This window comes from Frigoribacterium sp. Leaf164, assembly GCF_001423665.1.
Classification (GTDB): Bacteria; Actinomycetota; Actinomycetes; order Actinomycetales; family Microbacteriaceae; genus Frigoribacterium; species Frigoribacterium endophyticum.
In genome coordinates this window covers 361530-385339 of the sequence record NZ_LMOX01000003.1, presented here as the reverse complement: position 1 = coordinate 385339, position 23810 = coordinate 361530, and the positions used below count along the sequence as shown (strand labels likewise).

The 23810-nt window shown below is 74.8% G+C and carries 21 protein-coding genes and 1 riboswitch; of the genes, 16 read left to right on the top strand and 5 right to left on the bottom strand.

Annotation, left to right across the window (positions count from 1 at the left end; all coding sequences use genetic code 11):
- The first annotated feature begins 93 nt into the window (after window positions 1-93).
- From ASF82_RS09835 to ASF82_RS09795, 9 genes are all read left to right on the top strand, one after another.
- Window positions 94-882 carry a carbohydrate ABC transporter permease gene (locus ASF82_RS09835; protein WP_235491321.1) on the top strand — a complete coding sequence of 263 codons (789 nt, stop codon included), beginning with the start codon at window positions 94-96 and terminating at the stop codon, window positions 880-882.
- Between the two features lie 46 nt (window positions 883-928).
- Complete coding sequence (locus ASF82_RS09830) at window positions 929-1939, top strand: LacI family DNA-binding transcriptional regulator (RefSeq protein ID WP_056056612.1); 1011 nt, start codon at window positions 929-931, stop codon at window positions 1937-1939.
- A 193-nt stretch (window positions 1940-2132) separates the two neighbouring features.
- The gene (locus ASF82_RS09825) at window positions 2133-3785 is read left to right on the top strand and encodes an ABC transporter substrate-binding protein (RefSeq protein ID WP_056056611.1); all 1653 of its coding nucleotides are present in this window, start codon (window positions 2133-2135) and stop codon (window positions 3783-3785) included.
- Between the two features lie 3 nt (window positions 3786-3788).
- Window positions 3789-4742, top strand: coding sequence for an ABC transporter permease (locus tag ASF82_RS09820; protein ID WP_056056607.1), 954 nt, complete (start codon window positions 3789-3791; stop codon window positions 4740-4742).
- Window positions 4742-5620 carry an ABC transporter permease gene (locus tag ASF82_RS09815; protein ID WP_056056605.1) on the top strand — a complete coding sequence of 293 codons (879 nt, stop codon included), beginning with the start codon at window positions 4742-4744 and terminating at the stop codon, window positions 5618-5620. The genes ASF82_RS09820 and ASF82_RS09815 overlap by 1 nt, the downstream gene beginning before the upstream one ends.
- A gap of 4 nt (window positions 5621-5624) precedes the next feature.
- On the top strand, window positions 5625-7517 hold the full coding sequence (locus ASF82_RS09810) for a gamma-glutamyltransferase family protein (RefSeq protein WP_056056603.1): 1893 nt from the start codon (window positions 5625-5627) through the stop codon (window positions 7515-7517).
- Window positions 7501-9198, top strand: a complete 1698-nt coding sequence (locus ASF82_RS09805; protein ID WP_082514537.1) for an ABC transporter ATP-binding protein — start codon at window positions 7501-7503, stop codon at window positions 9196-9198. The genes ASF82_RS09810 and ASF82_RS09805 overlap by 17 nt, the downstream gene beginning before the upstream one ends.
- Window positions 9199-9228: 30 nt before the next feature.
- Window positions 9229-10029: a GntR family transcriptional regulator gene (locus ASF82_RS09800; RefSeq protein ID WP_235491251.1), complete on the top strand. Its 801-nt coding sequence runs from the start codon at window positions 9229-9231 to the stop codon at window positions 10027-10029.
- Window positions 10026-10952 (top strand): acetamidase/formamidase family protein, encoded by a 927-nt coding sequence (locus ASF82_RS09795; protein ID WP_056056601.1) that lies wholly within the window; start codon window positions 10026-10028, stop codon window positions 10950-10952. Before ASF82_RS09800 ends, ASF82_RS09795 begins: the two co-directional genes overlap by 4 nt.
- 21 nt (window positions 10953-10973) lie before the next feature.
- On the opposite strand, the gene ASF82_RS09790 is transcribed toward ASF82_RS09795, so the two are convergent.
- The 5 genes from ASF82_RS09790 to ASF82_RS09770 all read right to left on the bottom strand — a co-directional run bounded on the left by ASF82_RS09790 (window position 10974) and on the right by ASF82_RS09770 (window position 15011).
- Window positions 10974-11834, bottom strand: coding sequence for an ABC transporter permease (locus tag ASF82_RS09790; RefSeq protein WP_056056599.1), 861 nt, complete (start codon window positions 11832-11834; stop codon window positions 10974-10976).
- Window positions 11821-12807 carry an ABC transporter ATP-binding protein gene (locus ASF82_RS09785; protein WP_200931994.1) on the bottom strand — a complete coding sequence of 329 codons (987 nt, stop codon included), beginning with the start codon at window positions 12805-12807 and terminating at the stop codon, window positions 11821-11823. The genes ASF82_RS09790 and ASF82_RS09785 overlap by 14 nt, the downstream gene beginning before the upstream one ends.
- 11 nt (window positions 12808-12818) lie before the next feature.
- Window positions 12819-13943 (bottom strand): DUF2092 domain-containing protein, encoded by a 1125-nt coding sequence (locus tag ASF82_RS09780; RefSeq protein WP_056056595.1) that lies wholly within the window; start codon window positions 13941-13943, stop codon window positions 12819-12821.
- Between the two features lie 199 nt (window positions 13944-14142).
- The gene (locus ASF82_RS09775) at window positions 14143-14457 is read right to left on the bottom strand and encodes an antibiotic biosynthesis monooxygenase (protein WP_056056594.1); all 315 of its coding nucleotides are present in this window, start codon (window positions 14455-14457) and stop codon (window positions 14143-14145) included.
- 71 nt (window positions 14458-14528) lie between these two features.
- A complete protein-coding gene (locus ASF82_RS09770; protein WP_056056592.1) occupies window positions 14529-15011 on the bottom strand; it encodes an FBP domain-containing protein in 483 nt (160 codons plus the stop codon).
- Window positions 15012-15434: 423 nt separating this feature from the next.
- Between ASF82_RS09770 and ASF82_RS09765 the strand changes: the two genes are divergently transcribed.
- From ASF82_RS09765 to gcvP, 7 genes are all read left to right on the top strand, one after another.
- Complete coding sequence (locus tag ASF82_RS09765) at window positions 15435-16253, top strand: putative protein N(5)-glutamine methyltransferase (RefSeq protein ID WP_056056590.1); 819 nt, start codon at window positions 15435-15437, stop codon at window positions 16251-16253.
- Window positions 16254-16304: 51 nt separating this feature from the next.
- Window positions 16305-16763: an SseB family protein gene (locus ASF82_RS09760; protein WP_082514536.1), complete on the top strand. Its 459-nt coding sequence runs from the start codon at window positions 16305-16307 to the stop codon at window positions 16761-16763.
- Window positions 16764-16840: 77 nt separating this feature from the next.
- Window positions 16841-17332: a hypothetical protein gene (locus tag ASF82_RS15550; protein WP_056056588.1), complete on the top strand. Its 492-nt coding sequence runs from the start codon at window positions 16841-16843 to the stop codon at window positions 17330-17332.
- Window positions 17329-18720, top strand: coding sequence for an HD domain-containing protein (locus ASF82_RS09750; protein ID WP_056056586.1), 1392 nt, complete (start codon window positions 17329-17331; stop codon window positions 18718-18720). The genes ASF82_RS15550 and ASF82_RS09750 overlap by 4 nt, the downstream gene beginning before the upstream one ends.
- A 74-nt stretch (window positions 18721-18794) precedes the next feature.
- A riboswitch (glycine riboswitch) is annotated at window positions 18795-18898 on the top strand.
- A gap of 221 nt (window positions 18899-19119) precedes the next feature.
- Window positions 19120-20439 carry a glycine cleavage system aminomethyltransferase GcvT gene (gene gcvT, locus ASF82_RS09745; RefSeq protein WP_082514534.1) on the top strand — a complete coding sequence of 440 codons (1320 nt, stop codon included), beginning with the start codon at window positions 19120-19122 and terminating at the stop codon, window positions 20437-20439.
- A 118-nt stretch (window positions 20440-20557) separates the two neighbouring features.
- Window positions 20558-20935 carry a glycine cleavage system protein GcvH gene (gene gcvH / locus ASF82_RS09740; protein WP_056056584.1) on the top strand — a complete coding sequence of 126 codons (378 nt, stop codon included), beginning with the start codon at window positions 20558-20560 and terminating at the stop codon, window positions 20933-20935.
- A gap of 101 nt (window positions 20936-21036) precedes the next feature.
- Window positions 21037-23810: aminomethyl-transferring glycine dehydrogenase (gcvP, locus tag ASF82_RS09735; protein WP_235491320.1), on the top strand; the 2774-nt coding region annotated here is incomplete at its 3' end.

Genomic DNA, 23810 nt, shown 5'->3' with positions numbered 1-23810 from the left:
GGCCCCGTCGCCCCCGCGCGGCCGCGCCGCGACCCCTCCGCCCCGCGCCTGCACGCCGAGCGGCCGAGCGTCGTCTCGACCGTGCTGCTGCTGATGGGCGCCGTCTACTGCCTCTTCCCCGTGCTGTGGGTCGTGATGGCCTCGACCAAGGACGGCGGCGAGCTGTTCTCGACCTTCACCCTGGCCCCGAGCGGCCACCTGATCGACAACGTCGTCGCGCTGACGCAGTACCGCGACGGGCTGTTCTGGCGCTGGATGCTCAACACCGCGCTCTACGCGGGCATCGGGGCGATCGCCTCGACCTACGTGTCGGCGCTCTCGGGGTACGTGCTGGCGAAGTTCGAGTTCCCCGGCAAGAAGGTCGTCTTCAACGTGCTGCTCATGGGCGTTCTGGTGCCCGGCGTGATCCTGGCCATCCCGCAGTACTTCCTGCTCGCGAACGTCGGCCTGACCAACACGTTCTGGGGCGTGCTGCTGCCCCAGATCATCAGCCCCTACGGCATCTACCTGGCCCGCATCTACGCCGCGGCGGCCGTGCCGACCGACGTCATCGAGGCCGCCCGCACCGAGGGCGCCACCGAGATGGGCATCTTCTCGAAGATCGCCGTGCCGATGCTGCTGCCCGGGCTCGTCACGATCTTCCTGTTCCAGTTCGTCGCCATCTGGAACAACTTCATGCTGCCGTACATCATGCTCGGCGACGACTCGCTCTTCCCCCTCACGGTCGGCCTCAACGGGCTGCTCAACCAGGGGGCCTCGGCACCGGCGCTGTACACGCTCGTCATCACCGGCGCGCTGCTCTCGGTCATCCCGCTGATCGCGATCTTCCTGGTGCTGCAGCGCTTCTGGCGCGTGGACCTCGCCGCCGGCGCGGTCAAGTAGGCGGCGGGGCGTGGCGGGCGGGGCGGTCGCCCCTAGGCTGTCCCGCGTGAGCAGCGCGACGGGCCGGCGACCGACGATCGACGACGTCGCGACCGCGGCCGGCGTCTCGCGCGGCACCGTCTCGCGGGTGCTCAACGGCGGCCGCTGGGTCAGCCCCGACGCCAAGGAGGCGGTCGACCGGGCCATCAAGCAGACCGGCTACCGCGTCAACCCCCACGCCCGCAGCCTCGCGACGAACCGCACCGACTCGGTCGCCTTCCTCCTCACCGAGGACCACCAGCAGCTCTTCGAGGACCCGAACTTCTCCGCGCTGCTCAAGGGCACCGCGGCGGCCCTCGCCGCGGCCGAGAAGTCGCTCGTGCTGATCATGGCCGGCACGGTCGCCGAGCAGGAGCGCGCGGTGGCGTACATCCAGGCGGGGCACGTCGACGGCGTGCTGCTCGTCTCGGCCCACAGCGGCCAGCGCCTGCTCGCCGACGTCGTCGCGGCGGGCGTGCCCGCGATCGCCTGCGGCATCCCGCTCGGCTACGAGAAGAAGCTCGGGCACGTCGGGGCCGACGACGAGCAGGGCGCCCGCGACATGGTCGCCTACCTGCGCTCGAGGGGGCGGCGCCGCGTCGCGACGATCACGGGGCCGGCCGACACCCCGGGCGGGCTGATCCGCCTCGACGGCTACCGGGCCGAGCTCGGCGACGAGTACGACCCGACCCTCGTCGCGCACGGCGACTACAGCCGGGCCAGCGGCGACGCCGCGATGCGCGAGCTGCTCGCGGTGCACCCCGACCTCGACGCCGTCTTCGCGGCGAACGACCGGATGGCCGCGGGCGCCCTCGACGCCCTGCGCGACCTCGGGCGGCGCGTGCCCGACGACGTCGCCGTCGGCGGCTTCGACGACTCGAGCGTGGCGGCGCAGACCGAGCCGCCGCTGACGACGATGCGGCAGCCGTTCGACCGGATCAGCGCCGAGATGGTGCGGCTGCTGCTCCAGGTCATCGCGGGCGAGAAGCCGGCGACGATCACCCTGCCGACCGAGATGGTCGTGCGCGGGACGGCCTGACCCGCCCGATCCGCCCGCCCCGACCCGACCCGCGCCTGGCCGGCCTGGCCCGCCCGGGGCGACCCGCGCCTCCCGCCCCCCCTCGTCCGGGGCACGTTTTACATGGTCGTAACGCGTTGTATACGAAATCGAGCCTGTGCGGCTGATTGCATTCAATCCACTCCCTCCCGCACCCTCGAGCATCGGATCACACATGCCTCGCACCTCGTTCCCCCGGCGACGCGCGCTCGCGCTGCCGGCCGCCGCCCTCGGTCTCGCCCTCGCGGTGACCGGGTGCCAGCAGGTCCAGACCACCGACACCCCGTCCGCCGGCAGCCGCGAGGACGTGTCGACCGCGCCCATCGGCGACTCGACGATCGTCGAGGGCGGCGACCTCGTCATGGCGCTGTCGGCCGAGCCCGACCGCCTCGACCCCACCACCTCCTCGTCGCTCTACACGCGCTACGTGATGGAGACGATGTGCCAGAAGCTCTACGACATCGACGCGGAGGGCCAGATCGTGCCGATGCTCGCGACCGAGCTGCCCGAGGTCAGCGACGACGGCCTGACGGTGACCTTCCCGGTGCGCACCGACGCCGTCTTCGCCGACGGCACGCCCCTCGACGCGGCCGCCGTCGTCACGACCCTGCAGCGCGGCCTCGACAAGGACGACTCGTCGCGGCGCAGCGAGCTCGGCCCGATCACGGGCATCAGCGCGGTCGACGACTCGACCGTCGAGGTCACCTACTCCGAGCCCTTCGCCCCGCTGACGGCCGCCCTCGCCGACCGTGCCGGCATGGTCATGTCGCCCACCGCGCTGGCCTCCGCCGGCGACGCCTTCGGCGACGCGCCCGTCTGCGTCGGCCCGTACAAGTTCGTCGAGCGCGTGCCGCAGACCTCGATCACCGTCGAGCGCGACCCGCTCTACTACGACGCCGAGTCGGCCCACTTCGACACCATCACCTACCGCATCATCACCGACGCCAGCATCCGCGCCGCGAACCTGCAGTCGGGCGACGTCCAGGTCGCCGACTCGATGTCGACGCAGGACGTCGGCACGCTCAAGGAGGACGACTCGCTGACGGTGCTCGAGGTCGGCTCGCTCGGCTACCAGGGCCTCACCGTCAACATCGGCAACCAGGACGGCATCGGCACCGAGCCCGTGCAGATCGACACGCCGCTCGCGAGCAACGCCGTCGTGCGCCAGGCGCTCTCGATGTCGATCGACCGGGAAGCGCTCGTGAAGACCGTCTTCGGCGGCCTCTACGACCCGGCCTGCTCGCCGATCTCGCCGAGCAGCCCCTTCGCGACCGACGCCAGCGACGCCTGCCCCGACTACGACCCCGAGGCCGCGAAGCAGATGCTCGAGGACGAGGGCGTCGACACGCCCCTCGCCATCGACATGCAGGTCAGCAACAACCCCGACACCGTCCGCTTCGCCCAGGCGCTGCAGGCGCAGGTCGCCGACGGCGGCTTCGAGCTGACCATCACGCCCGTCGAGTACTCGACGCTGCTCGACGTGCAGACGCAGGGCGACTTCGAGGCCCTGCAGCTCGGCTGGTCGGGCCGCATCGACCCGAACGGCAACATGTTCAACTTCCTGTCGACGGGCGCCGGCAACAACTACAGCGGCTACAGCGACGACGAGGTGGACGAGCTGCTCGGCGACGCCGCCTCGACGACCGACGTCGACGAGCGCGCCGAGCTCTACGGCCAGGTCGTCGAGAAGGTGCAGGAGGACGACCCGATCATCTACCTGTACCGCGTGCGCAGCCTCACCGCGCTGTCGAACGACATCGCCGGGGTGTCGACCTACGCCGACGGCGTCGTCCGCCTCAGCACCGCCGCGTTCGTCGAGGCCGACTGAGCCATGACGCGCTACCTCCTCACCCGCCTGTGGCAGTCGGCCGTGACGCTCGTGCTCGCCTCGGTCGTCGTCTTCCTCGGCGTGCGGCAGCTGCCGGGCGACCCGGCCCTCGCCCTCGCGGGTGAGGAGGCGAGCCCGGAGCAGGTCGCGGCCATCCGCGCCGACCTCGGGCTCGACGACTCGCTCGTCGTGCAGTACCTGCGCTTCGCCGGCGCCTTCCTCCGCGGCGACCTCGGGCAGTCCACCCGCACGGGCACGCCGGTGACCGAGCTGATCGGGGCGACCCTGCCGGTGACCCTGTGGCTGGCGCTCTACGCGATCGTCGTGGCCGTCGTCGTCGGGGTCGCCCTGGGCGTCGTCGCCGAGCGCTGGCGCGGCCGCTGGCCGGAGTGGATGGCCAACGCCGCCGCCCTCGTCGGGCTCAGCGTGCCGAACTTCTGGCTCGGCATCCTGGCCATCCTGTGGCTGGCCGTCGGGCTGGGGCTCTTCCCCGCCTCCGGCTACGTGCCCGTCAGCGACGACCCGTGGCAGGCGCTCGTGCACCTGACGCTGCCGGCGCTCATCCTCGGCACGTCGCTCGCCGCCGTGATCATGCGGCAGACGCGGGCGTCGATGATCGAGACGATGACGACCGACTACGTCCGCACCGCCCGGGCGAAGGGCCTCGGCCGCGGCCGCGTGCTGCTCCGCTACGGGCTGCGCAACTCGATGATCGTCGTCGTGACGATCGTCGGCCTGCAGCTCGGCGGGCTCATCTCGGGCGCCGTCGTCACCGAGCGCATCTTCGCGCTGCCGGGCTTCGGCAAGCTCACCCTCGACGCGGTCTTCACCCGCGACTACCCGGTGGTGCAGGCCGTCGTGCTCGTCATCACCCTCGGCTACATCCTCATCAACCTCGTGGTGGACGTGCTCTACAGCGTCCTGAACCCGCGCATCCGAGTCGGAGGAGCCTCCTGATGACCGTCCTCGTGCCCACCACCCACGAGCTCGGCTCGGCCCGCGGCCGGGTCTGGGGCCAGCTGCGGCGCAACAAGCTCGGCGTCGCGGGCGCCGTGATGCTGCTCGTCGTCGTCGTGGCCGGCGTGCTCGCCCCGGTGATCGCGCCCTACGGCCCCGCCGAGGTGCACTTCGACACGCCCTTCCAGCTGCCCGGCACCGTCGGGTTCCCGCTCGGCACCGACGACCTCGGCCGCGACATCCTGTCGCGCACCGTCTACGGCATCCGCGTCTCGCTCGTCGTCGGCGTGCTCAGCGTGCTGCTCGCGGTCGTCGTCGGCACCCCGCTCGGCCTCGTCGCCGGGTACTGGCGCTGGCTCGACGCGATCGTCTCGCGGCTCACCGACGTCATGCTCGCCTTCCCCTTCCTCATCATCGCGGTGGCGCTCGCCGCCATCAGCGGGCCGAGCCTCGGCAACGCCGTGGTCGCGCTCGGCATCGCGCAGATCCCGACGATGATCCGCGTCGTGCGCGGCGAGACCCTGCGCATCCGCTCGAGCGACTTCGTGCTGAGCGCCCGCACGATGGACGCCACCGGGCTCCGCGTGATCTTCACGCACGTGCTGCCGAACTGCGTCTCGGCGATCATCGTCCAGGCGACCGTGATCATGCCCGTCGCGGTGATCGGGGAGGCGCTGCTGTCGTTCCTGGGGCTCGGCATCCAGCCGCCGACGGCCAGTCTGGGCATCATGCTCTCCGACGCGCAGCAGTACCTCGCGAACGCCCCGTTCGCCGCCGTCGTGCCGGGCCTCGCCATCGCCGTCATCTGCCTCGGCTTCAACCTCGTCGGCGACGCGCTCCGCGACGCCCTCGACCCGACCTCCCGTGAACGGAACTGACCCCGTGACCTACACCGCGCCTCCGGCGTTCACCACCCGGCCCGACCTGCGGGGCACCGTCGGCATGACGGCCTCCACCCACTGGCTCGCGACGGCCTCGGCCCAGTCGGTGCTCGAGCGCGGCGGCAACGCCTTCGACGCCGCCGTCGCCGGCGCCTTCGTGCTGCACGTCGTCGAGCCGCACCTCAACGGCCCCGGCGGCGACATGACGGCGGTCTTCGCCACCGCCGACGAGCCCGGCCGCCCCGTCGTGCTGATGGGCCAGGGGCCCGCGCCCGCGGCCGCGACGGTCGAGCACTACCGCGCCGAGGGCCTCGACCTCGTGCCCGGCTCGGGCGCCCTCGCCGCGGCCGTGCCCGGCGCCGTCGACGCGTGGCTGCTGCTGCTCCGCGACCACGGCACGTGGGAGCTCGCCGACGTGCTCGCCTACGCGATCGGCTACGCCCGCGACGGCCACCCGCTCACCGCCCGCGTCAGCGAGACGATCGCGGCCGTCACCGACCTCTTCGCCGAGCACTGGCCCACGTCGGCCGACCGCTGGCTCGTCGACGGCGCCCCGCCCGAGCCGGGCTCGCTGGTGACCAACGAGGCGTACGCCCGGGTGCTCGACGGGCTGGTGAGCGCGGGAGGCGCGGTGCCGGTCGCTGAGGAGGGCGCAGACCCCGCCGCCGGGGAGGCCGCCCGTCGCGCCCGCGTCGACGCCGCCCGCACCGAGTGGTCCGAGGGCCTCGTGGCGCGCTCGGTCGACGCGTTCGTGCGGGCCCCGCACCGGCACTCGACCGGGGGCGACCACGCGGGCGTGATCCGCGCCTCCGACCTGGCGGCCTTCCGCGCCTCGACGGAGGAGGCGGCGACCGTCGAGTTCCGCGGCCACGTCGTCGCCAAGACCGGCGCGTGGGGCCAGGGCCCGGCGCTGCTGCAGGTGCTCGCGATGCTCGAGCCGCTGCCCGACGAGCTGCTCGACCCGTCGACCGCCGACGGCGCGCACACGATCATCGAGGCGCAGAAGCTCGCGATGGCCGACCGGGAGGCCTGGTACGGCGACCGCGACGTGCCGCTCGACCGGCTGCTGTCGCCCGGGTACGCGGCCGAGCGCCGCGCCCTGATCGGGTCGGCAGCCTCGCTCGAGCTGCGGCCGGGCGACCCTGGTGGGGCAGGAGTCGCGGGTCGGCTGCCGATGCTGCGCACCGACCACGAGACCACGGCCAGCGGCGTCGGCGAGCCCACCGTCGGCTCGTTCGCCGCGGTGCCCGCCGACGACGCCCGCCAGCCGGGCGCCGAGCCCGACGTCGCGCCGACCGGCGAGACGCGCGGCGACACGTGCCACATCGACGTCGTCGACCGCTGGGGCAACATCGTCTCGGCGACGCCGTCGGGGGGCTGGCTGCAGTCGTCGCCGACGATCCCCGAGCTCGGCTTCTGCCTCGGCAGCCGCCTGCAGATGTCGTGGCTGGAGGAGGGCACGGCCTCGACGCTCGAGCCCGGTCGCCGCCCCCGCACCACGCTGACGCCGACGCTCGTGCTGCGCGACGGCCAGCCGGTCGCGGCGCTGGGCTCGCCCGGCGGCGACCAGCAGGACCAGTGGCAGCTGCTCTGGCTGCTGCGCACCCTCGTCGGCGGCTGGAGCCCGCAGCAGGCGATCGACGCGCCCGCGCTGCACACCACCGCCTTCCCCGGCTCGTTCTGGCCCCGCACCTGGACGCCCGGCGGCGTCGTCGTCGAGGACCGCCTCGGCGACGACGTCATCGCCGAGCTCGAGCGCCGGGGCCACGTCGTCACCCGCGCCGGCGACTGGTCGCTCGGCCGGCTGTCGAGCGTCACCCGAGACCCCGCGACCGGCGTGCTGGGCGCCGCCGCCAACCCCCGAGGAGCACAGGCCTATGCCGCAGGACGCTGACCGCGTGACCACCCCGACCGGCGCCGCGGGCCCGAGCACCGCCGCGGGCTCGCCCGCCTCGCCCGCCGAGCCGCTGCTCACCGTGCGCGGTCTGCGGGTCGCGTTCGGCGACCGCGACGTCGTGCACGGCGTCGACCTCGACGTCGCCCGCGGCGAACGGGTCGCCATCGTCGGCCAGTCCGGCTCGGGGAAGTCGACCGTCGTCGCCGCGGTGCTGCAGCTGCTGCCCGGCGCCGGCCACGTCACCGGGGGCAGCGTGCACCTCGGCGGCGACGAGCTGACCGGGGCGGGCGAGGCGCGCATGCGCTCCGTGCGCGGGGCGCGCATCGGCCTCGTCCCGCAGGACCCGTCGACCAACCTCAACCCGTCGATGACCGTCGGCGCGCAGGTCGCCGACGCCCTCCGCGCCGGGGGAGCGCGCGGCCGGGCCACGGTCGCCCGCCGCGTCGTCGAGCTGATGACCGAGGCGGGCATCCCCGACGCCGAGCGCCGGTCGGGGCAGTACCCGCACGAGTTCTCGGGCGGCATGCGCCAGCGCGTGCTGATCGCGGTGGCCCTGGCCCGCGACCCCGAGCTGCTCATCGCCGACGAGCCGACCAGCGCGCTCGACGTCACGGTGCAGCGGCAGATCCTCGACCACCTGCAGACCCTGGTCGACGCCCACGGCACGTCGCTGCTCTTCATCACGCACGACCTCGGCGTCGCGGCCGACCGCACCGACCGCATCGTCGTCATGCTCGACGGCCGCGTCGTCGAGCAGGGCACGCCGCGGCAGATCCTGCTCGACCCGCAGCACGAGTACACGAAGCGCCTGGTGGCGGCCGCCCCGACCGTCGCGGCCGCCGCCGCGCTGCGGGCCGAGGAGCCGGTGGGCCAGGAGGGGCAGGAGGCGCGGGTCGACCCCATCCTCGTGGTCCGTGACCTGGTCAAGGAGTACCGCCTGCGGGGTCGCCGTGGTGAGACCGTCCGCGCCGTCGACGGCATCTCGTTCGAGGTGCCGCGGGGCACCACGACCGCGGTGGTCGGCGAGTCGGGCTCGGGCAAGACGACGCTCTCGCGCATCGTGCTCGGCATCGAGCCGGCGACCTCGGGCACCGCGCTGATCGACGGCGAGGGCATCACCGCCAGCCGGGGAGCCGCGCGGCGGGCCCTGCGACGACGGGTGCAGCCCGTCTTCCAGGACCCGTACGGCTCGCTCGACCCGACCTACAGCGTGGAGCGGCTGGTCGACGAGCCGCTGCGCGTCTTCGGCGTCGGGGACCGCGCCTCGCGTCGGGCGCGGGTGGCCGAGCTGCTCGACCAGGTCGCCCTGCCCCGCTCGGTCGCGCAGAGCCGGCCCGGCGAGCTGTCGGGCGGCCAGCGACAGCGGGTGGCGATCGCCCGGGCGCTCGCGCTCGAGCCCGAGCTGCTCATCTGCGACGAGGCCGTCTCCGCCCTCGACGTGCTCGTGCAGGAGCAGATCCTCGAGCTGCTCGCCGAGCTGCAGGGGCGCCTGGGCCTGAGCTACCTCTTCATCACGCACGACCTCGCGGTGGTGCGGCAGATCGCCCATAGTGTGGTGGTGATGCGGCGCGGCCGCATCGTCGAGCGGGGCAGCGTCGACGACGTCTTCTTCTCGCCGACCGACGAGTACACCCACCACCTCCTAGGAGCGATCCCCGGTGCCAGCCTGGCCGTCTGACCCCATGCCGCACGCCCGAGCGGCGGCGTCGTGCTGAGCATCGTCGACGCCGTGCGCGCCGACATCGTCGCCGGGGCCCTCCAGCCCGGCACGCGCATCACCGAGGCGGCGCTCGCCGAGCGCTACGGGGTGTCGCGCGTGCCGGTGCGCGAGGCCCTGCGCGGCCTCGAGGCGGAGGGGTTCGTCGAGTCACGGCCGAACGTCGGGTCGCGGGTCGCCGAGATCCCCGTCGACGAGGCCGACGACCTCTTCGCGGTGCGGGAGGCCCTCGAGATCTCGACCGCGCGTCGGGCCGCTGCCCGGGCACGTCAGCTCTTCACGCGCGACGAGCCGGCCGACGACTGGCAGCGCGTGCGACGCAGCCTCGAGCAGCTGCTCGACGACGGCGACGCCGCGATCGAGGTCGGCGACCTCGACCGGCTCGTCGAGCTCAACGAGCGGTTCCACATCGGGGTGGCCGAGCTGAGCGGCAGCATGACGCTGGCGACCCTGCTGCGTCAGCTCTCGCGCAAGATCGAGTGGCTCTACGCCCTCGACACGTTCTCGCGCGGCAAGCGGCTCTGGCCCGACCACCGGGTCATCCTCTCGGCGATCGACGCCGGCGACGCCGACCGGGCCGCCGAGCTGATGGGCTGGCACGTCCGCGAGTCGCGCATCGGCTACCTCAGCCGGACGGCCCCGGCGGAGGTCGTCGACGAGCTCCGCGCGACGCCGCCCGTCGTCGTCCCGGCACGCGCGACCGCGGTCGGCGGGGCGACGGCGGTGGCCGCCTCGGCCCGGGCCACGCCCACGCCCGCGCTCGCGCCCGTCCCGGGGGAGGGCGCCGCGTGACCGCCCACCGCCTCGACCCCACGCGCGAGACGACGAACGACGTCTACTCGCGCGACCACCGGCCCGTGCTCACGGTCGACCCCGGCGACACCGTCGTCGTGGGCTCGCTCGACGCCTCGGGCCACCTCGAGCGCCAGACGACGCCGGGCGAGCTCCGCCCGCGCCTGTTCGAGCCCGCCCGCGGCCACGCCCTCACCGGCCCCGTGGCCGTCCGGGGAGCACGCCCCGGCCAGGTGCTCGCCGTCACCTTCGTCGACCTGCGGCCCGGCGAGTGGGGCTGGACGGTCGCGGGCGGCCGCGAGACCCCCGTGACCACCCGCCTCGGCCTCGCCGACGTCGAGCCCTCCTGGCTGCTGTGGGAGATCGACGCCGACGCCGGCACGGCCACCGAGAGCCGGGGCCTCACCGTCCCCACGGCGCCCTTCCTCGGCGTCACCGGGGTGGCGCCCGCCGAGCCGGGCGAGCACGCCACGACGCCCCCGCGCGCCACGGCCGGCGGCAACATCGACTGCCGCGAGCTCGTCGCGGGCTCCGTCCTCTACCTGCCCGTGCAGGTCGACGACGCCCTGCTCTACCTCGGCGACGGCCACGCGGCGCAGGGCGACGGCGAGGTCGGCGGCACCGCGGTGGAGTGCCCCATGACGACGGAGGTGCGGGTCGACCTGGTCGACGACCGCCCGCTCGACGGCATCCACGCCGAGACCCCGGCCGGGCGCGTCACCTTCGGGTTCGACGCCGACCTCGACGTCGCGACCGGCGACGCGCTCGACGCGATGGTGACCTGGCTCGCCGTGCTGCTCGACGTCGACCGGGCGACGGCCCTGGCCTTCGCCAGCGCCGTCGTCGACCTCCGCGTCACGCAGGTCGCGAACCAGACCTGGGGCGTCCACGCCGTGCTGCCGACCGGGGCCCTCGGCCTCTGAGCGGTGCCCCACCGGCTCAGCTCAGCTGAGGACGTCCTTCGTGGTGAAGCGGCCGAGCGCGAGCGCGCCGAACACGGCGACGTAGCCGGCCTGCAGCAGGGCGTTGTCGGCGAAGTTCCCCCACGAGACGGGGTCGCGCATCAGGTCGGCGAAGCCGAGCCAGTAGTGGGTGAACAGCCAGGGGTCGAGGGCGTCGAGCTGCGGCAGGGCGTCGACGATCTGGGCCACGGTCGAGAGCACGATGGTCGCGGCCATGGCGCCCACCGGCACGCTCGTGAGCGTCGACGCGAAGAGGCCGATCGCGCTGAGGCCGAGCAGCGAGATCGTCACGTAGAGCGCCATCAGCAGCAGGCGGCCGACGTAGTCGCCCACGCCGATGGTCTGCCCCGACAGCAGGGTGACCGGCCCGACGGGGAAGAGCGCCGCGCCGGCGATCGCGCCGAAGACGACGACGACGAGGGTGGCCACCAGGCAGAAGAGGGCCGCCCCGGCGTACTTGACGAGCACCAGGCGCACCCGCCCCACGGGCGTCACGAGCAGGTAGCGCAGGGTGCCGAGGCTCGCCTCGCCGGCGACGGTGTCGCCCGCGACCACGCCCACGGTGAGCGGCAGGAAGAGCGGGATCGCCACCGTCAGCGCCGTCAGCGACACGAAGAGGCCGTTCTGCGTGATGTCGCCGAGGAAGGCCGGACCGTCGCCACCGCCCTCCGACCCGTCGGTCGTGACGCGCACGGCGACGGCGAGCAGCACGGGGATGAGCGCGAGGGCCGCGAGCAGCGCGATCGTGCGCACGCGCCGGAAGAGCACGGCGACCTCGCTGCCGAGCAGCGCGAGGCCGCTGCCCCGGCGGGCGGGGCGGGCGGGGGCGTCAGCCGGCGACATCGAAGCCCTCCCCGGTCAGGTCGACGAAGCGGTCCTCCAGGCTGGCGCCGGCGACCTCGAAGCCGCGCACGCGCACGTCGGCCGCCACGAGGGCGGCGACGATCGACTCGGGCGAGGGGCCCGGCTGCGGCAGCTCGGCCTCGACGTGCGTCGGCCCGGTGCCCGGCGCCGCGCCGACCGGGTCGGGCGCGAGGCCGAGGCGCGAGAGCACCTCGCGGGCAGGCCCGGGGTCGGGGGTCAGCAGCCGCACCCGGTGGGCGCCGAGGGCTCGCAGGTCGTCGAGCGTGCCCTGCGTGAGCAGACGACCGGCGCTCATGACGCCGATGTGGGTGCACATCTGCTCGACCTCGGCGAGGAGGTGGCTCGAGACGAACACCGTCGTGCCCTCGTCGGCCAGGGAGCGGATGAGGCCGCGCACCTCGCGCGTGCCCTGCGGGTCGAGTCCGTTGCTCGGCTCGTCGAGCACGAGCAGGTCGCGCGGCATGAGCAGGGCGGCGGCGAGGCCGAGGCGCTGCTTCATGCCGAGCGAGTAGGCGTGGGCCTTCTTGTCGGCGGCGTGGCCGAGGCCGACACGGTCGAGCGCGGCGCCGACGCGGGCCCGGCGGGTCGCCGACGGCGCGCTCCGGTCGCCCGAGTCGAGGCGGGCGAGGTTCGCCCGGCCGGAGAGGAAGGGGTAGAAGGCCGGGCCCTCGACGAGCGCTCCGACGCGGGGCAGGACGTCGCGCGACCGGTCGGGCATCGACTCGCCGAGCACCCGCGCCTGGCCGTCGGTCGCGGAAGTGAGTCCGAGCAGCATGCGGATCGTGGTCGTCTTGCCCGAGCCGTTCGGCCCGAGGAACCCGTAGACGCTGCCGCGCGGCACCGCGAGGTCGACGTCGGCCACGGCGCGCTGCCGGCCGAAGGCCTTGCTGAGCCCCCGCGTCTCGATCGCGAGGGCGTCGTCGGCGGGGGCCTCGGCGGCGGCGTCGGTCACCGGGCTGTCGGTCACCGGCCGGCGGCGGCGGTGCGGAGGGCGTCGGCGTCCACGGACCCCACCCACACCCGGCCGTCGTCGGCCAGGAACACGCTCACCAGCGAGGTCTGCAGCACGCGGCCCCCGTCGACGGCGGTGGTCGCCTGGTCGAGCAGCGCGGCGGCGTCGCCGGCGTCTCCGACGGCCTGGTCAGCGGGCTGGCCGCCCATCGCTGCGTCCGTCGACGTCGAGGCCGGCAGGCCGACGACGGTGCTCCAGCCCGACCCCACGACGGTGGGGCGCTCGCCCTGGGCGTCGGAGCCGTGGCCGTCGTGGCCGGTGCCCTCGGCGGGCGGCGTCACCTCGGTGACGTCGGCCCCGGCGGGCGCCGTGAAGTCGAACACGTCGGAGTCGGGGGCCCGGAAGTCCACGTCGGTGAAGCCCACCGAGAAGGCCGGGTCGGCCTGGCCCTTCGCGGCCACGACGACCTTGAGGGGCACGCCGGTCTCGGCGTCGACGGTGAGCGTGACGCTGCCGACGAGCGTCGAGGCGTCGTCGGGGGTGAGGACGATCTGGTACGCGTCACGGCCGGCGACGGAGACGTCGTCGCTCGTGGTCACGGTCGTGCTGGGCTCGACGGCGGCCACGAGGGCGTCGGCCAGCTCGGCGGGCGTCTGCGGCACCGCGGTGCCGTCGGGCAGCGTGCTCGGCAGCTCGCGGGCCTCGTGCTCCGGCAGGGTGGCGTGCGTCGCCTCCTTGGTGCTGCTGTCCCAGGCCCAGACGCTGTCGCCGTCGCGCACGACGTCGCGCTCGGCGAGGTCCTCCACGACCTGGACGCGCTGCTTCGACGGCCCGTCGACGAAGACCTGGGCGGTGTGGCTGCCGGTCAGCAGCTCGAGGGCCTGCGAGACGGAGTCGCCCGAGCCCCCGCGCGAGGCCGAGCCCGGCAGCTCGGGCAGGCCCAGGTCGCTGGTCTGCTCGACGGTGCCGGAGAACGCGGCGTCGGAGCTGCCCGCGATCATCTGGAGGATCTGCGACGCCGACTTGTCGGGCAACGAGACCTCGGCGTTCGCCGAGACGGCGGGCACGACGACCCCGGCGGCGACGACGGCGACCGGGACGGCCGCGGCGGTGATCCAACGGGCGGACTTCTTCATGGTGACGACACCTCTCGGGTCGACCCGGACGGGTCGGCGACTGGGCAGCAGGGTACGCGGGAAGCCTGGAGTCCACTGGGGACGCGGGGCACGGCAGTTCGACGTCGAGGCACCCGCTCTCGCAGAGGAACCCCGTCCTTGCCCCGGAACCCCGCCGCGGCAGGGTTCCGGGGTGACGACGGGGTTCCCCAGGCGCGGGCTAGAGCTCGACGACCTCGAACTCGAGCAGGTCGGCGCCCGAGGCGACGGGCCGCCGCGGGGCGTCGGCACCGCCCGCGGGAGGCCCGGCGTGGGCGGCCTTCGCGCCCGTCTCGGACCACGCGCGGAACGACTCCTCGTCGGCCCAGGTCGTGACGACGAAGTACCGCGACTCGCCCGCGACGGGGCGGAGCAGCTGGAACCCCTCGAAGCCGGGGGCCCCGTCGACCGAGTGCTTGCGGGCGGCGAAGCGCGACTCCAGCTCGGAGCCGGCCCCCTGGGGCACGTGGATGGCGTTGATCTTGACGACGGACACGGGGTCTCCCTCTGCGGTTCGTGGGGCGCGGTGCCGACCGGCACCGCGCCTCCTCGACGATAGGGCGGTGGTCACGCCGTCTTCATGACGTTCGCCGTGAATCCGCGGACGCGCTCGGTGAGGCCCGCGGCCCGGCGGTCGATCTGCTCGGGCGGGTTGAGGTGCGGCGGCGCGACCCGGATCAGCAGCGAGCACGCGAGGTCCTCGCAGATGTAGGTGCCGACGGTGTCGCCGTTGGCTCCCGCCTCGCCCGCCTTCGGCGCCGTGAAGAGCCGCACCTGCGTGGCCGGCTGGGGGGAGTGGCAGAGCGAGCACATCGCCGCGATGCCGGGGCGGAGCGAGGCGCCGGAGGAGCGCACGACGAGGCCCACCGGGCGGTCGTCCACCCAGTGCACGATGTAGCCGCGCTGGTGGGCCTGCGGGTCGCGCCAGCCGAGGAACTCGCGCTCGCTCCAGAGCATCTCGTGCAGGCCGGGGATGGGCAGGCGGTCCAGGTCGCCCGGCAGGGCGTTGACGAACGACTCGCGGATGTCGGACTCGGTCAGCGGCTTCATGTTCTCCCTCGTGCCGTCGGTGCTGCGAGCCTACGCGGCCCGGCCGCGCCGCCGCCGGGCGTGGGCCTGGTGCGGTGCGTGTGCGCGTGCCGTGCCGATGCGGCGGGTCCCTGTCCTCGTGGGCGGGCCCGCGCCGGCCCGCCGGGGAGGACGGCGACCCGCCGACCGTCCCCGGGCTCCTGGCCGGGCACGGTGCCGGGGGAGGTCCGGACCTGGCGGTCTGGATCCGCTGATCCACTCTGGAGTGGATCAGCGGATCCGGGGCCCGTCCCGTGCGGGCTCGGTGCAGGAGGAACAGGGGGTGCGGCGGGTCCGCGTCCTCGTGGGCGGGCCCACGATGGCCCGCCGGGGAGGAGGGCGACCCGCCGCACCACTGCCGGGGAGGACAGCGACCCGCCGCACCCCGGGGCCTACGCTGGCGGCGTGGTCGAACAGCGGGCGGGGCGGGGCGACGAGCAGCACGTCGTCGACCGCCTGCGCGCCGCCGGCTGCGTCTTCTCGGAGGACGAGGCCCGGCTGCTCGTCGAGGCCGCGACCGGCGGCGAGCGCGAGGCGATGGTCCGTCGCCGCGTCGCGGGCGAGCCCCTCGAGCAGGTGCTCGGCTGGGCCTCCTTCGACGGCCTGCGCGTCCCCGTCGTGCCGGGCGTGTTCGTGCCGCGTCGCCGCACCGAGCTGCTCGTCGACGTCGCCGACGCCCTCCTCGGCGGCACGGGCGCCGGAGCCCCGGTCCGCCCCGTCGTCGTCGAGCTCTGCTGCGGCGTCGCCGCCGTCTCCGCGGCCCTGCTGCACCGCCGCCCCGGCCTCGACCTCGTGGCGGCCGACCTCGACCCCGCGGCGGTCGCCCGTGCCCGGCTCACCCTCGGCGACCGCGCGTCGGTGCTCGAGGGCGACCTGTTCCGGCCGCTGCCCCCGCGCCTCCTCGGCCGGGTCGACGTGCTGGTCGCCAACGCGCCGTACGTCCCGACGAGCGTGATCGCGACGATGCCGCCCGAGGCGCGCCTCCACGAGTCCGTGCTCGCCCTCGACGGCGGCGCCGACGGCCTCGACCTGCACCGGAGGATCGCGGGGGAGGCGCGGGCCTGGCTCGCCCCCGGCGGCAGCCTCCTGGTCGAGACGAGCGAGGCGCAGGCCGACGCCACGGAGGCCCTGCTGGCCGCGGCCGGCCTCGTCACCCGCGTGCACCGCGATGACGACCGCGACGCGACGGTCGTCGTGGGCCGGGCGGAGGCGCGGGTCGGCTGACGCGCCGACCTCACGGAGCCGACTCGGAGGTCGACCGGGCAGGATCGACGGATGACCGCTACGGAGAACCGCGAACCGACCGCCCTCGAGCAGGCCATCAGCAAGGGCCAGGCAGGGGAGGGAGACATGAACTCCGTCCTCGCCGAGTTCGTCAACTCGCAGGTCGTGGTGCCCACCGCGACCGACGCCCAGGAGTCCCTGAACGACCTGCAGCCCGTGCTGTTCGACCGCGAGGGCACGCCGATGCTCGCCGCCTTCACCCACGTCGACATGGTCGGCGAGCAGGTGAAGGGCGTGGCGCAGTACACGGCCGTGCTGCCCGCCGCCGAGCTCGTGCAGGCCATCCCGGCCCAGACCGGCCTCGTCGTGAACCCCGGGAACGCCGAGGGCTTCGAGATGCTGCCCGAGGGCGTGGCCCAGCTCGCCGGCGACGTGCGCGCGCTGGTCGCCGCCCACCAGGCCGCCGGCTCGCCCGAGCCCGGGCAGCCCGGCACGCCCGCCCAGGCCTGACGCCCCGGCTCGACCTCCCCGACGCCCCGACCGCGACCCCGCGGCCGGGGCGTCGTCCGTGGCAGGATCGGCGCACCATGACCTCCGCCACGCCGCAGCCCACCGACGTCGTCTCCGCCGCCCTCGCGATGCCCCCGTCGCCCGCGGTCGTCTTCCGCTCGAGCGCGGAGGAGGCGCTGCCCGCGACGCCGTTCCGCGTCACGGTGCCGACGCCCGCGAGCCTCGATCCGCTGGTGGCCTCCGACAACCTCGGCTGGCCGACGCTCGTCGCCGTCGTCACGCGCACGGGCCGCGACCTCTCGGCGCTCTCGTCGCAGCCCTGGCAGCGCGAGTGGCTGCTGCTGCCGGGCACGACCTACGTGGCCGTGCCGTCGCCGCCCGAGCTGCTCGCCGGGGTGCGCGTGCTCGTGCTCGACGAGGTCGTCGACGACGGGGGCGCCTCGCAGGCCCAGCTCCCGCCCGACATCGCCGTGCTCATGGCGCACGTGCGCGACGCGGTGCTCGCGGCCGACGAGCGCGACGATGTGCCGGTGCCGTTCCCCGGCCGCTTCACCGGCCCGCTGGCGTGACCGACGCGGGCGGCCGCCGGGCCGCACCGGGCCTCGTCGTGCCGACCCGCGCCTCCTCGGCCGTCGTCGGGGTGCTGACGGACCTCGGCCTCCGCCCCCTCGTGGTGGGCGGCACCGTGCGCGACGCGCTGCTCGCCGAGCGGCGCGGCCTGCCGCCCGAGCCTCCCCGCGACCTCGACCTGGAGGCGCACGGCGACGTGTCGACCGAGGTGCTCGGGGCCGCGCTCGCCCCGCTCGGCCCCGTCGCCGTCCGCGGCGCGGCCTTCCTCGTCGTCTCCGTCGTCGTCGACGGCGAGGAGGTCGAGGTGTCGGTCGAGCCGCTCGTGGCGGGCCGGAGCGTCGCCGAGGCCGACCGAGCCGCCGCCGCCCGTCGCGACCTGACCGTCGGCGCCATCGCCTGGGACCCGGTCTCGCACGAGCTCGTCGACCCGTACGGCGGCGAGGCCGACCTCGCGCGCGGCGTGCTGAGGCACGTCTCCGAGCACTTCGGCGACGACCCGCTGCGCGGCCTCCGCGTCGTGCAGCTGGCCGGTCGGCTCGGCTTCGCGGTCGCCGCGGAGACCGCCGCCCTCTGCCGCGAGCTGCTGCCCGCCGCGGCCGACCTGCCCGTCGAGCGGATCTGGGCCGAGTGGCGGAAGCTCGCCCGCCGGGCGGTCCACTGGCCGGAGGCGCTGGTCGCCCTGGAGCAGACCGGCTGGCTCGCGCGGTGGCCCGACCTCGCGGCCGTGCGCGACGTGCCGCAGGACCCGGCCTGGCACCCCGAGGGCGACGTGTGGACCCACCTCGGGCTGGCGGCCCGCGCCGCGGCCACGGCCGCCGAGGAGGAGGGCACCGACCCGGCCGACCGTGAGGTGGCCGTGCTCGGGGCCCTGCTGCACGACCTCGGCAAGGCCACGCACACGCAGCTCGGCGACGACGGGCGCGTGCGGTCGCTCGGGCACGCCGAGGCCGGGGTCGACCCCGCCCGGCGCACGCTCGCCGCGATGGGGGCGCCCCACGCCGTCGTGGAGCGGGTGCTGCCGGTGGTCCGCGAGCACATGACCCACGTCTCGGTGCCGGGGCGTCCCTCCGGCCCCGCCGTGCGACGGCTGCGCCGACGGCTCGCGCCGGCCGGGCTCGACGACTGGGCACGGGTGGTCGACGCCGACGCGGCCGGGCGGGCCGGGGCGTCCCGTCGGGGGGCCGCCGACGCCTGGCGCGAGGTCTCCGCGGCGACGCCGCCGACGCCGGGGCGCGGCCTGCTCACGGGGCGCCACCTCATCGACGCCGGGTTGACGCCGGGGCCCGTGTTCCGCGAGACCCTCCGGGCCGCGGCGGCGGCGGAGGACGACGAGGCCTACGTCGACGAGGCCGGCGCGGTGCGCTGGCTGGCCGCCCGCCTCGGCTGAGCCGCTCGCCCTGACGAAACCTGCTCGTCACACGCCGCCTGTAGGCTGCCCCCCACAACCGAACATCGGGCCACGAACACGTCGCGGGAGAGCTCCGGTGCGCAGATGCTGCGCCGACCGGGCACCGAAGGAGCAAGCTCCCCGCCAATCTCTCAGGTACGCGTACCGCGACGGACTGGCCACTCTGAAAAGCAGGAGGCACCGCGCCGTCGTCAGGTCGGCCGACGTCCTCCTCGCCCACGGTGAAAGCCGACCTCGGTCGGTGAAGCTCTCAGGCCCATGACAGAGGGGGAGCCGCGACCAGCGACGCTGGCCGCTGCCCACCCCGTCGTGCAGGTGCTGCACGGCATCGCTCCCGGCCGGCGACACCCGCGGCCGGGCCGTCCCTCCAGGAGTCCGATGTCCGACGCGTCCTCGAACCTGCCCGCCGCCCCCGGCCCCACCGACGCCGACCTCGTCGACGACGAGCTCGAGCCCGAGGCCCCCGTCGGCGCGGAGGCCGTCGGCGACGTCGTCACCGGCGACGACGGCACCGAGGGGGTCGCGACCGGTCCGGGCGCCGGCGACCTCGAGGTCGTCGACGGCGCGGAGGCCGAGGCGCTCGCCGCCGACGAGCCCGACGAGCGGCTGAGCCCGCTGCACGACGTCCACGTGGCGGCGGGCGCGAGCTTCACCGACTTCGCCGGCTGGCAGATGCCCGTCCGCTACAGCTCCGACCTCGCCGAGCACCACGCCGTGCGCACCGCCGCCGGCCTCTTCGACCTCTCGCACATGGCCGAGATCGCCGTCTCCGGCCCCGAGGCCGGGGCCTTCCTCGACCGGGCGCTGGCCGGCACCCTCTCGACCATCGCGGTCGGCCGCGCGAAGTACTCGCTGCTGCTCAGCGCCGAGGGCGGCATCGTCGACGACCTGGTCGTGTACCGGCTCGACGACGACGACTTCCTCGTCGTGGCGAACGCGTCGAACCGCGACGCGGCCTTCTCCGCCCTCGCGACCCGCGCCTCCGGCTTCGACGTCACGGTCGACGACGAGAGCGACGACACCGCGCTGATCGCGATCCAGGGGCCCGAGGCCGAGGGCGTCCTCGACGAGCTGGTCACGAGCGACCGCCTCCAGCCCGACGCGCCGCTGTCGACCCTCCGCTACTACCGCGTGCTGCAGGGCACGTTCGACGACGCCCCCGTGCTGATCGCCCGCACCGGCTACACCGGCGAGGACGGCTTCGAGCTCTACCTCGACCCCGAGACCGCACCTGAGCTGTGGGCGGCGCTCGCCGAGGCCGGCGCGCCCCGCGGCGTCGTCCCCGCGGGCCTCGCCAGCCGCGACACCCTCCGCCTCGAGGCCGGCATGCCGCTCTACGGGCACGAGCTCGGCCTCGACGTGCGGCCCGCCCAGGCCGGGCTCGGCCGCGTCGTCGACACCTCGAAGGAGTTCGTCGGCAAGGCCGGCGTCGAGCCGGCGCCCGACTCCCGCGTGCTCGTCGGCCTCGCGCTCGAGGGCCGTCGTGCCGCCCGCGCCGGCTACCCGGTGGTCACCGACGACGGCACGGTCGTCGGCGAGGTCACCTCGGGGGCGCTCTCGCCGACCCTCGGCCACCCCGTCGCCATGGCGTTCGTCGACCCCGAGGTCGTCGAGCGGGGCCCCGGCCTCGCCGTCGACGTGCGCGGCACGGCGATCCCGGCGGCGGTCGTCCCGCTGCCGTTCTACAAGCGCTCCTAGCCCGGCCGCGGCCGGCCCGCCCGGCCGGCACCGCGCCTCCCGCACCGCCCTCCCGCACCGCCCCCACGACCCCAGCCCCCGCCTCCGTCGTACGACGGCCCCCACGAAAGGCCCGGCCATGACCGACCTCACCGCCCTGAAGTACACCTCCGAGCACGAGTGGCTGCTCATCGACGGCGACACCGCCACCGTCGGCATCACCGACTACGCGGCCGACAAGCTCGGCGACGTCGTCTACGTCGACCTGCCCGCCGAGGGCACCGAGGTCGAGACCGGCAAGGTCGTCGGCGAGATCGAGTCGACCAAGTCGGTCGGCGAGCTCTTCGCCCCCGCGCTCGGCACCGTGCTCGAGGCGAACCAGGCCGTCGTCGACAGCCCCGACCTCGTCAACAGCGACCCGTTCGGCGAGGGCTGGCTGATCAAGATCACCCTGTCGTCGAACGACCAGGTCGGCCTCCTCTCGCGCGACGAGTACGTCGCCCTGACCGCCGAATGAGCGCCGTGACCGAGGGCAGCGTGTTCGGCGACTGGTCCGACCGCGCCGCGACGGGCTTCGTCGACCGCCACGTCGGCACGACCACGGCCGAGCAGCGCGCCATGCTCGACGTGCTGGGGCACGACAGCGTCGCCTCGCTCGTGAGCGCCGCGGTGCCCGACAGCATCCACGCGTCCGCCGTCGAGGGCTCGGTGCTGCCCGCCCCGATCGGCGAGGAGGAGGCGCTGGCCGAGCTCCGCGGGCTCGCCGACCGCAACCGCGCCTCCCGCAGCATGATCGGCCTCGGGTACCACGACACCGTGACCCCGGCCGTGATCCGCCGCAACGTGCTCGAGAACCCGAGCTGGTACACGGCCTACACGCCGTACCAGCCCGAGATCTCGCAGGGCCGCCTCGAGGCCCTGATCAACTTCCAGACCATGGTCTCCGAGCTGACCGGCCTGACGACCGCCAACGCGTCGATGCTCGACGAGGGCACGGCCGTCGTCGAGGGCATGCTGCTCGCCCGCCGCGCGTCGAAGGCGCCGAGCGACGTCTTCGTCGTCGACGCGGACGCGCTGCCGCAGACGAAGGCGCTGCTGGCCGGTCGGGCCGAGGCCGTCGGCGTCCAGATCGTCGAGCTCGACCTCGCGACGACTGCGCCCGCCGACCTGCCGGCCGCCTTCGGCGTCTTCGTGCAGTACCCCGGCGCCTCGGGCGCCGTGTGGGACCCTGAGCCCGTCGTCGAGGCAGCCCACGCGGCTGGGGGCCTCGCGGTCGTCGCCGCGGACCTGCTCGCGATGACCCTGCTGCGGGCGCCCGGCGAGTTCGGCGCCGACGTCGCCGTCGGCACGAGCCAGCGCTTCGGCGTGCCGATGGGCTTCGGGGGGCCGCACGCGGGCTACATGGCCGTCCGCACCGGGCTCGAGCGTCAGCTGCCCGGGCGCCTCGTCGGCGTCTCGCAGGACGCCGAGGGGCACCCCGCCTACCGGCTCAGCCTCCAGACGCGCGAGCAGCACATCCGCCGCGAGAAGGCGACCTCGAACATCTGCACCGCCCAGGTGCTGCTCGCCGTGATGGCCTCGATGTACGCGGTCTACCACGGCCCGTGGGGCCTCCGGCACATCGCCGGGCGCGTGCACGACCACGCCGTCGACCTCGCCGCGGCGATCACGGCCAGCGACCTCGAGCTCGAGCGCGACTCGTTCTTCGACACCCTGCAGGTCTTCGTGCCCGGCCGGGCCCGGGAGGTCGTGGCCAGCGCCCACGAGCGCGGCTACCTGCTCTGGGCCGTCGACGACGACTGCGTGCGCTTCTCGTTCGACGAGACGACCACCCGCGACGACGTCGCGGTGGTGGCCGACGTGCTCGGCGTCACGCTGCCCCCGCTCGACGCGGCGGCGCGGGTCGAGGTCCTGCCCGAGGCGGCCCTCCGCACCTCCGACTACCTGACGCACCCGGTCTTCCGCACCCACCGCAGCGAGACCAGCATGATGCGCTACCTCAAGCACCTCGCCGACAAGGACTACGCGCTCGACCGCGGCATGATCCCCCTCGGCAGCTGCACGATGAAGCTCAACGCCGCGACCGAGATGGCCGCGGTGACCTGGCCCGAGTTCGCCGGGGTCCACCCGTTCGCCCCGGCCTCCGACGTCGAGGGCTACCTCGAGATGATCGGCCAGCTCGAGGGCTGGCTCGCCGAGGTCACCGGGTACGACACCGTCTCGCTGCAGCCGAACGCGGGCAGCCAGGGCGAGCTCGCGGGCCTCCTCGCGATCCGCGGGTACCACCGCGCGAACGGCGACGTCGACCGCACGGTCTGCCTCATCCCGCAGAGCGCGCACGGCACGAACGCCGCCAGCGCCGTCCTCGCGGGCCTCCGCGTCGTCGTCGTCGCCTGCAACGAACAGGGCGACGTCGACCTCGCCGACCTGCGGGCCAAGGTCGCCGAGCACGCCGACGACCTCGCCGCGCTGATGATCACGTACCCGTCGACGCACGGCGTCTACGAGCACGACATCCGCGAGGTCACCGACGCCGTCCACGCGGCCGGCGGCCAGGTCTACGTCGACGGCGCGAACCTCAACGCCCTGCTCGGCGTCGCGCGCTTCGGCGAGTTCGGGGGCGACGTCTCGCACCTCAACCTCCACAAGACGTTCTGCATCCCCCACGGCGGAGGCGGCCCCGGGGTCGGGCCGGTCGCGGCGAAGGCGCACCTCGCGCCGTTCCTGCCCGGCCACCCGCTCGCGCAGCAGGCCGACCGCCGAACCGGCGCCTCCGCCGCCGGTGCGGGCGAGCGCCTCGCACACGGGGGCGTCCCCGTCTCGAGCGCCCCCTACGGGTCGCCGAGCATCTTGCCGATCAGCTGGACCTACGTCCGGATGATGGGCACGGAGGGCCTCACCGCCGCGACCGGCGCCGCCGTGCTCGCCGCGAACTACGTCGCCGCCCGCCTGCGCGAGCACTACCCGGTGCTGTACTCGGGCGAGAACGGCCTCGTGGCGCACGAGTGCATCCTCGACCTGCGCCCGCTCCGCGACGCCACCGGCGTGACGGTCGACGACGTCGCGAAGCGCCTGGTCGACTACGGCTTCCACTCGCCGACGATGTCGTTCCCGGTCGCCGGCACGCTGATGGTCGAGCCGACCGAGAGCGAGGACCTCGCCGAGATCGACCGCTTCGTCGACGCGATGATCGCCATCGCGGCGGAGGCCGACCAGGTCGCCGCCGGTCGCTGGTCGGTGGAGGAGAGCCCGCTGCGCGGCGCGCCGCACACGGCGGAGTCGGTCATCTCGGGGGAGTGGTCGCGTGACTACACCCGCGACGAGGCCGTCTACCCCGTCCGGTCGCTCGTGCGCGGCAAGTACTGGCCGCCGGTGCGCCGCATCGACCAGGC